General features: G+C 72.9%; 7 protein-coding genes. 3 read left to right on the top strand and 4 right to left on the bottom strand.

What is annotated here, in order from left to right; genetic code table 11:
- Both N864_RS15965 and smc read right to left on the bottom strand, forming a co-directional pair.
- Positions 1 to 1049 (bottom strand): glycogen debranching protein (locus tag N864_RS15965; protein WP_034719001.1); only part of this gene is annotated, 1049 nt, incomplete at its 3' end.
- Between the two features lie 65 nt (positions 1050 to 1114).
- Positions 1115 to 4699: a chromosome segregation protein SMC gene (smc, locus tag N864_RS15960; RefSeq protein ID WP_034718999.1), complete on the bottom strand. Its 3585-nt coding sequence runs from the start codon at positions 4697 to 4699 to the stop codon at positions 1115 to 1117.
- Between the two features lie 94 nt (positions 4700 to 4793).
- Here smc and N864_RS15955 point away from each other — a divergent pair, with 94 nt between their 5' ends.
- Together N864_RS15955 and N864_RS15950 are read left to right on the top strand one after the other, a co-directional pair.
- Entirely contained in the window at positions 4794 to 5402 is a 609-nt protein-coding gene (locus N864_RS15955; RefSeq protein WP_034718997.1) for a VOC family protein, read from the top strand.
- Positions 5399 to 6037 carry an MSMEG_1061 family FMN-dependent PPOX-type flavoprotein gene (locus N864_RS15950; RefSeq protein WP_240474362.1) on the top strand — a complete coding sequence of 213 codons (639 nt, stop codon included), beginning with the start codon at positions 5399 to 5401 and terminating at the stop codon, positions 6035 to 6037. The genes N864_RS15955 and N864_RS15950 overlap by 4 nt, the downstream gene beginning before the upstream one ends.
- Here N864_RS15950 and N864_RS15945 read toward each other — a convergent pair.
- Both N864_RS15945 and N864_RS15940 read right to left on the bottom strand, forming a co-directional pair.
- The gene (locus tag N864_RS15945; RefSeq protein WP_034718994.1) at positions 6034 to 6357 is read right to left on the bottom strand and encodes a chorismate mutase; all 324 of its coding nucleotides are present in this window, start codon (positions 6355 to 6357) and stop codon (positions 6034 to 6036) included. The genes N864_RS15950 and N864_RS15945 overlap by 4 nt on opposite strands.
- Before the next feature lie 18 nt (positions 6358 to 6375).
- The gene (locus tag N864_RS15940) at positions 6376 to 6657 is read right to left on the bottom strand and encodes an acylphosphatase (RefSeq protein ID WP_034718992.1); all 282 of its coding nucleotides are present in this window, start codon (positions 6655 to 6657) and stop codon (positions 6376 to 6378) included.
- 135 nt (positions 6658 to 6792) lie between these two features.
- On the opposite strand from N864_RS15940, the gene N864_RS15935 reads away from it, so the two are divergent.
- On the top strand, positions 6793 to 8850 hold the full coding sequence (locus tag N864_RS15935) for an acyltransferase family protein (protein ID WP_081793946.1): 2058 nt from the start codon (positions 6793 to 6795) through the stop codon (positions 8848 to 8850).
- Position 8851: the final 1 nt, after the last annotated feature.

The raw sequence follows: 8851 nt of genomic DNA, 5'->3' as shown, positions 1-8851 counted from the left end.
GCGAGGTCGAAGCGGAAGCCGTCGACGTGCATCTCGGTCACCCAGTAGCGCAGCGAGTCCATGATCAGCTGCAGGACGTGGGGGCTGCGCATGAGCAGCGCGTTGCCGGTGCCGGTCGTGTCGTAGTAGTGCGCGAGGTCGTCACCGACGAGCCGGTAGTAGCGGTCGTTGTCCAGCCCACGGAAGGCCAGGGTCGGCCCGAGCTCGTTGCCCTCGGCCGTGTGGTTGTAGACGACGTCGAGGATGACCTCGATGTCCGCTGCGTGCAGGGCCTTGACCATGCCCTTGAACTCGAGGACCTGCTCGCCGAGCTGTCCGCTCGAGGAGTACTCGTTGTGCGGGGCGAGGAAACCGATCGTGTTGTAGCCCCAGTAGTTGCGCAGGCCGCGGTCGCGCAGGAAGCCGTCCTGGACGAACTGGTGCACCGGCATCAGCTCGACGGCCGTGACGCCGAGCGAGGTGAGGTGCTCGACGACGGCGGGGTGCGCGACGCCGGCGTAGGTCCCCCGGATCTGCTCGGGGACGTCGGGGTGCAGCTCGGTCAGGCCCTTGACGTGGGCCTCGTAGATGACGCTGTCGTGGTATTCGTGCCGCGGCGGGCGGTCGTCGCCCCAGTCGAAGAACGGGTTGGTGACGACGGAGAGCATCGTGTGGCCGAGGCTGTCGGTCTGCTCCGGCTCGGGCCGCAGCGCCGCCTCGTGATCACCGAGCGGGTAGGAGAACGTCGCCTGCGTGTTGTCCGGTTGGCCGACGATGGCCTTGGCGTAGGGGTCGAGGAGGAGCTTGGCCGGGTTGCACCGGTGCCCCTCGGCCGGCAGGTAGGGCCCGTGCACGCGGAAGCCGTAGCGCTGTCCCGGGTGGATGTAGGGGACATAGCCGTGCCAGACGAAGGCGTCCACCTCGGGCAGGTCGATGCGCGTCTCGCTGAGGTCGTCCTCGATGAGGCACAGCTCGATCCGGGTCGCGGCCTCTGAGAACACCGCGAAGTTGACGCCCGTTCCGTCGTAGGTGGCGCCCAGGGGATAGGACTTGCCCGGCCAGATCTCCATCGGCCCTCTTTCAAAGTCGGGGACATCGGAGACTACCGCGCGAGGCGGTCGGACCGGCCGGCGCGTCAGGCGGGCTGGTCCGCGACGTCGCGCAGGCGTTGGCTCACGACGGTCGTCACGCCGTCGCCGCGCATGCTGACGCCGTAGAGCGCGTCGGCGATCTCCATCGTCTTCTTCTGGTGGGTGATGACGATGAGCTGGGAGCTGTCCCGCAGCTCCTCGAAGAGCGTGATGAGCCGGCCGAGGTTGGCGTCGTCGAGCGCCGCCTCGACCTCGTCCATGATGTAGAACGGCGACGGCCTGGCCTTGAAGATGGCGACGAGCAGGGCGACCGCGACGAGCGAGCGCTCGCCACCGGAGAGCAACGAGAGCCGCTTGATCTTCTTGCCCGGAGGCCGGGCCTCGACCTCGAGGCCGGTCGTGAGCATGTTGCCGGGGTCGGTCAGCACGAGGCGACCCTCGCCGCCGGGGAAGAGCCGCTGGAAGACCCGCTCGAACTGCACGGCGGTGTCGGCGAACGCCTCTGCGAACACCTTCTCGACGCGCTCGTCGACCTCCTTGACGATGTCGAGCAGGTCGCGCTTGGAGTTCTTCAGGTCCTCGAGCTGCTCGGTCAGGAACTTGTGGCGCTCCTCGAGCGCGGCGAACTCCTCGAGGGCGAGCGGGTTGATCCGGCCGAGCGAGCTCAGCTTGCGCTCGGCCTGGCGCAGCCGCTTCTCCTGCGCCTCCCGGACGTAGGGCACCGGCTCGGGCAGTTCTGCGTCCGGGTCGGCCGACGGGTCGGGCACGGACGGCACGAGCTGGTGCGGTCCGAACTCGTCCACGAGCGCCTCCGGGGAGATGCCGAGCTCCTCGACGGCCTTGGTCTGCAGCTGCTCGATGCGCAACCGCTGCTGGGTGCGGGCCACCTCGTCCCGGTGCGCGGTGTCGGTCAGCTCGCGCAGCTCCTCCTGCAGCGTCGCCATGTCGCGGCGGACGATCGCGAGCTCGGCGTCGCGCTCGGTGCGCTCCTGCTCCCCCGCCGCGCGGACGGTCGCGGCCCGCTCGGCGGACCGGGTGAGGACGTCATGGGCGTAGGCCGCGGCGACCCGCACGCCCTCGGCGACCTTCGCCTCGTGCTCCCGCCGTGCGCGCCGTGCGGCGACGCGCTCGCGGGCCTGCTCCTCGGCCAGGGCACTGCGCTCGAGGGAGTCGGCTCGGTCGCGCAGGGCCCGGGCGCGTTCCTCGCGAGTCCGCAGCCCGAGGCGCAGCTCGGTCTCCGCGGCGCGCGCCTCACGAGCCAGCGCGTCGAGCCGGTCGCGCTCCTCGGTCGACGGGTCGGCGTCGTCCTCGGTCTCGGCGCTCGCCGCCTCGAGCCGCTGGACGAGCTCGTCGTGCGCCTCCTCGTCGGCTGCTCGGGCGGTCTCGGCGTCGGCGATGGCACGCTCGGTGCGCTCCACCTCGGCGCGCGCGGCACGGACCGTCTGACCGAGCGAGCCGAGCTTCTCGGCGATGGCCGACATCCGCGCGTCGCTCTCGTTGAGCCGGTCGAGGATCGCGTCGACCTCCTCGGCCAGCTCCGCGCGGGTGCGCTCCGCCGTGGCGGTCTGGAACCGGGCCTGCTCCCCCTCGCGGGTCGCCTGCTCCGCCTCCTCCTGCGCCTGCTCGAAGGCCGCCTGCACCTCGAGGAGGCTCGGCGCCGAGCTGCTGCCGCCGCGGGCCCAGCCCGGGGCGTAGACGTCGCCGTCGGCCGTCACGGCCGTGACGCCGGGGTGGTCCCGGACGATGCGGGTGGCCACCTCGGCGTCGGGGACGAGGGCGACCCGCTCGAGCACCTGGTCGAGCGCCGGCCGGACCGAGTCAGGGCAGGTGACGACGTCGCGGGCCCAGCGGGCCCCGCCGTCGAGGGTGGGCCAGCCTGCGGGGTCGGCGGGCGTGGCCGACTCCGGCACCAGCAGCGTGGCGCGGCCCCCGTCGTCCTTGCGGAGGCTCTCGAGCGCGTCTGCGGCGTCGGCGAGCGAGCCGACGGCGAGCGCCTCGGCGGCCCACCCCAAGGCCGCGGCGACGGCGTTCTCGAGGCCCGGCTCGACCGTGACGAGCGAGGCGACGGAGCCGATGATGCGACCCGACCCCTCGCCGGCCTCGGCGAGCAGGGCCGCGGCGCCGTCCTTGCGCGAGAGGCTGAGCTCGAGCGCCTCGGCGCGAGCGGCGGCGGTCGAGCGGGCCCGGTCGGCGGCCTGTTCGGCCTGCTTCCAGCGGGCCACCTCGGCCTCGGCGGCCTCGAGCCGTTCGGCGGCCTGCTCGTAGGCGCTGTCGAGGCCGTGCTCGCCTTCCTCGTCGGCCGCGACGGTGGCCTCGAGCCGGGCGAACTCCTGCTCGGCCTCCGCGGCGCGGGCCGCTGCCTGCTCGATGCTGGCGCGCAGCCGGGCGATCTCCGCCTCACGGGCCTCGATGCGCGAGGCCTTGGCCCCGGCCTGGCCGGCGAGCTTGGCCAGGCCCTCACGACGGTCGGCGGCAGCGCGGGCCGCCCGCGCGAGCCGGCTCGTCTCCTCGGCGTGGGCGCGCTCCGCCTCGTTGCGCGAGAGCACCGTCTCCTCGAGGGTCGCCTTCAGCTCGGCGATCTCCTCGAGCAGCATCGCCTCCTGCTCGCGCACCTCGGCGGCCTGCTCGCGCAGCGCGACGGGGTCGCGCGAGGGCTCGCCTGCACCTTCGTCGCCGGGGTCCTCGGACAGCAGCCGCACCCGCTCGGTGGCCAGGCTGTGGGTCGCCGCCATGCGCTCGACGAGCCGACCGAGCGCGGCCCACTGGTCGTGGGCGAGGGCCAGGGCCGGCCGGGCCTCCTCGGCGGCGGCCTCGAGCCCGGAGAGCCGTCGCGCCAGGTCGCGCAGCGCCTCCTCGACCTCCTCGCGCCGCTGGACGAGAGCCGTCTCGTCGGCGACCTCCTGCTCGAGGGTCGACGTCAGCTGGATGAGGTCGTCCGCGAGCAGCCGGAGCCGGGCGTCGCGGGCGTCGGCCTGGATCACGGCGGCCTTGCGCGCCGTCTCGGCCTGCCGCCCGAGCGGGCCGAGCTGCCGGCGGATCTCCCCCGTGAGGTCCTGGACCCGGGTGAGGTTGGCCTCCATCGTCTCGAGCTTGCGCAGGGCACGTTCCTTGCGCTTGCGGTGCTTGAGGACTCCGGCGGCCTCCTCGATGAAGCCGCGCCGCTCCTCGGGGGTGGCGCGCAGGACGGTGTCGAGCTGGCCCTGGCCCACGATGACGTGCATCTCGCGGCCGATACCGCTGTCCGACAGCAGCTCCTGGATGTCGAGCAGCCGCGAGGGGGTGCCGTTGATGGCGTACTCGGAGCCGCCGTTGCGGAACATCGTCCGCGAGATCGTCACCTCGGTGTAGTCGATCGGCAGGGCGCCGTCGGTGTTGTCGATCGTCAGGGTCACCTCTGCGCGACCGAGCGGGGCGCGCCCGGCGGTGCCCGCGAAGATGACGTCCTCCATCTTGCCGCCCCGCAGGGACTTGGCCCCCTGCTCGCCCATGACCCAGGCGAGCGCGTCGACGACGTTGGACTTGCCGGAGCCGTTGGGCCCGACGATGCACGTGATGCCCGGCTCGAGGCGCATCTGGGTCGCCGAGGCGAAGGACTTGAAGCCCTTCAGGGTGAGGCTCTTGACGTACACGAACCCTTGCTTTCTCTCCGGACGATCCCGGTCAGCCTAACGGCCGGTGCGGGCTGCGGCCGGGCAGGCGCGACGGCGCGTAGGCTCACGAGGCATGCCGACCGCCCCGGAGCTCGACCATCTCGTCGTCGCAACGGCCGACCTCGAGGCGGGGCGCGACCGGCTGGAGCGGCAGCTCGGCTGCCCGCTCGAGCCCGGTGGGCGGCATACGGACCAGGGCACTCACAACCTGCTCCTCTCGCTGGGGCCGACCGCGTATCTCGAGCTCATCGCGCCCGAGCCGGGCGCTCGGTCTCCGCGACCACGCTGGTTCGAGCTCGACACCCCCGCGATGCGCGAGCGGCTCGCCGCGGGACCGGCGCTCGTCCACTGGGTCGTGCGGGTCACCTCCCTGGCCGGCCGCCCCGACGTGAGGGAGCTGTCGCGTGGGACGAACCGGTGGGCGTTGACCGTCGCCGAGGACGGTTCCATGCCGTTCGGCGGTCTCGCGCCGTCGCTGATCAGGTGGCACACCCCGCCGCCGCCGACCGTCCTGCCCGACCGGGGCGTCCGACTGACCGAGCTCGTCCTGACGACGCCGGACGTGGCGGCGCTCGAGGCGCAGCTGCCCGCCCTCGACGCGCCGGTGCGGGTGCGGCCCGGGGCGCCGGGGCTCGCGGCGCGCCTGACGACTCCGCACGGCGAGACCGAGATCGAGGGATGAGCACGATGACGGACGAACACCTGGTGACGGACCTCGAACGGCTGAGGGAGGTCTATCCCACCGCGCCCAGCGCCGTGTCGCTCGCGAAGGAGACGCAGGTGCTGACGGCTGCCTACGCCGAGCTCGTGCGCGCCGCCCCGTTCGTCGTCATCGCGACGGCCGGCCCGCACGGCCTGGACCAGTCGCCGCGCGGCGACGCACCCGGGTTCGCCGAGGTCCGCGACGAGCGGACGATCGTCATCCCCGACCGGCGCGGCAACAACCGGCTCGACACCCTGACGAACCTCGTCCGCGACCCGCGGATCGGCCTGCTCTTCCTCGTGCCCGGGCTGGGCGAGGAGCTGCGGGTGCGTGGCACCGCGGTCATCTCCACCGACCCCGACGAGCTGGCCGGTCACACCGTCCAGGGGCGCGCCCCGGCCTCGCTCATCGTCGTCACAGTGGAGCGGGTCTTCTTCCAGTGCGCCCGGGCGGTCCGGCGGGCCCGCCTGTGGGAGGCCGACCACCGCGTCCCGGCGGGTTGCCTGCCGACGGCCGGGCAGATGACGCTCGAGGCGCGCGGTTTCGAGACGGTTGAGCAGGCCCAGGCGTATGACGCTGAGCTGCCGGCCCGTCAGGAGGCGACGCTCTACTAGGGCTGGGTGCGCTCTGTCGACGCCGGCTCGGCGGCGGCGATGCGCTCGTGGTGGTGGATCACCTCGGCGATGACGAAGGCGAGGAACTTCTCGGCGAAGACGGGGTCGAGGCCGGCATCGTGCGCCAGGGACCGGAGGCGGGCTATCTGCTGCTCCTCGCGGGCCGGGTCCGCGGGCGGCAGGTTCCTGCGCGCCTTGAGGACGCCGACCTTCTGCGTGCACCGGAACCGTTCGGCGAGCATGTGGATGATCGCAGCGTCGATGTTGTCGATGCTGCGGCGCAGGTCGGCGAGGTCGCTGGGGATCTCCGGTTCCGTCACGGGCTCAGGGTAGGCGGCTCACCGCTCGACGAAGCCCGAGATTCCGTCCCTCGGACCGTTCCACTGCGTCGTGACGCTCTCGACGCGGCCGGGGCGCCCGGCCGTCGTCGGCTGCTCCTGGAGGAGGGTCTCGAGGCGCTCGACGGCGGTCTGCTCACCCTGGGCGACGACCTCGACCCGGCCGTCTGCCATGTTGCGGGCGTGGCCGACGAGACCGAGCTCGAGGGCCCGCGCACGCGTCCACCAGCGGAACCCGACGCCCTGGACGGCGCCGCGGACGAACATCGTGGCCCTGACCATGAGCACGACAATAGGCGGCCGCGGGTCCCGTTCGGCGCCTGCCCCGCGTGGCTCCCCGACGATGTCCCAGGTCGTCCTTATGCTCGCTGGCAGCATCACCGGCACCACCGACCAGGGGCCACGGAAGGGAGCGACGTGACGACGTCGACCGGAGTCCGGGCGGGCGGCGCGGACCGCCCGGTCGATGCCCCGACGCCGTCGTCCGGTGCTCGGGGTGCCGATGCGCGCCGGCGGTCGGCGCGGATCCCGGGTCTGGACGGGCTGCGAGCGGTCGCGATCCTCGCGGTGCTGATCTACCACCTCGACGCGTCGTGGCTGCCCGGTGGGTTTCTCGGGGTCGACGTCTTCTTCGTCGTGTCGGGCTTCCTCATCACGACGCTGCTCGCCCGGGAGCTGCAGGCGAGCGGACGGATCGCGTTCCGGACGTTCTGGCTGCGGCGGGCGCGGCGGCTGCTGCCGGCCCTCGTGCTGACCGTGGCCGTGAGCGTCCTGATCGCGCGGGTGGTGTCGACGGACCTGCTCGTCCACGCCGGCCGCCAGGTGCTCGGTGCCCTCACGTTCTCGACGAACTGGGTCGAGATCACCGCGGGCTCGAGCTACTTCGACCAGACGGCACCCCAGCTGTTCATGAACTTCTGGTCGCTGGCGGTCGAGGAGCAGTTCTACCTCGTCTGGCCACTCGTGACCCTGCTCCTGCTCCGGTTCGCCCGCCCGCGCACGCGGGTCGCGGTGACGCTTGCCATCGCGGCGGCCTCGACGGCCCTCATGGCTGCCCTGTTCACGCCCGGCGCCGATGCGACGCGCGTCTACTACGGCACCGACACGCACGTCATGGGCCTCATGCTGGGCGCTGCTCTCGCCTTCGCCTGGGCCAGCCCGGCCCTTGCCCTGCGCGTGCGCCCGTCCGCGTGGGGCCGGGCCGCCCCCGTCGCGGTGCCGGTCGCCGCGGCGGTGCTCCTGGTGCTCCTCGTGGTCCTGGACGAGGAGCGGGCAGCGACGTTCCGCGGCGGCATCGCCCTGGCCTCCGTCGCCACCGCGGTCCTCATCGCCGGCCTCGTCGACCGAGGCGGGTCGCGGGTGGCTGCCTGGCAGCGGCTGGCGGACCACCCGGTGCTGACGTGGGTCGGCGTCCGGTCCTACGCCATCTACCTCTGGCACTGGCCGGTGATCCTCCTCGTCGCCGGAGACCTCCCCTCCGTGCCGGGCACGGGCCACCACGTGCTGACGCGTGCGTGGTGCGTGCTCGTCACGGTGGCCCTGGCCGACCTGACCTTCCGGCTCGTCGAGACGCCGTTCCGGCGACTCGGCTTCAGGGGCGTCGCCCGGCTCGTCTTCGACCGGACGGTGAGCTGGTCGGTGGGTGCCCGGCGCGCGGTGGTGGCGACGGCCACCGTGACGAGTCTGGTGATGGCGGTCATCGTCGTCACCGCGCCCGACCAGTCCGAGACGGCCCGCATGCTGGAGGCCAACGCTGCTCGGGCGGCGTCAGGTGCTCCAGCGAGCGTCACGACTCCTTCCGCCGCGCCGACTGCCCCGCGGGCGACCTCGACCGTCGGCGGCACGGCGACGGTGGCGCCCGGCGGCACCGCTACGCCCCCCACCCCCACGCCCACCGGCGGTGACAAGAGCGGCAAGGGTGCCACCAAGAAGGGCGCCCGGCCGGTCTTCGCGATGCCGACCGGGCCGGAGATCGACGGCTACGGCGACTCGATGATGGTCGGCAGCGTCCATGCCCTCGACTACTACTTCCCCGGCATCCGCATGGATGCCAGGTCCAACCGCCGCTGGTCCGACGGCCTCGCCGCCGTGCGGGCCCGGGGCAAGGACAACCGGCGCGCCGTGGTCCTCGCCTTCGGCACCAACGCCGGCGTCGACCCCAAGGACGCCGAGAGCGTCATCACCACCCTTGGCCCGGACCGGATGATCGTCCTGGTCAACCTGATGGGACCGTTCGGGCGGATCAGCGAGGACAACGCCACGCTGGCCGACCTGGCCAAGCGCCATGACAACGTCATCGTCGCCGACTGGGCGAGCGCCGTGCGGGACCACCCCGAGCAGCTCCAGTCGGACCGGATCCACCCGAGCCTCAAGGGATCGCACCTGTTCGCCAAGGTCGTCCGGCAGGCCTTCGCCGACCTCTCCGAGCAGCACACGGGCCAGAAGGTCCCCCTCAAGGACCTCCCGATGCCCTGAC

Source organism: Intrasporangium chromatireducens Q5-1 (assembly GCF_000576575.1).
In the GTDB taxonomy this organism is placed as follows: Bacteria; Actinomycetota; Actinomycetes; order Actinomycetales; family Dermatophilaceae; genus Intrasporangium_A; species Intrasporangium_A chromatireducens.
The sequence above is the reverse complement of the archived record's forward strand: the minus strand, read 5'-3'. Positions and strand labels throughout refer to the sequence as shown.

Coding starts and splice junctions, on each gene's coding strand:
- N864_RS15955 (WP_034718997.1), top strand. CDS start 4,794: ATGCCGACCGCCCCGGAGCTCGACCATCTCGTCGTCGCAACGGCCGAC.
- N864_RS15950 (WP_240474362.1), top strand. CDS start 5,399: ATGAGCACGATGACGGACGAACACCTGGTGACGGACCTCGAACGGCTG.
- N864_RS15940 (WP_034718992.1), bottom strand. CDS start 6,657: ATGGTCAGGGCCACGATGTTCGTCCGCGGCGCCGTCCAGGGCGTCGGG.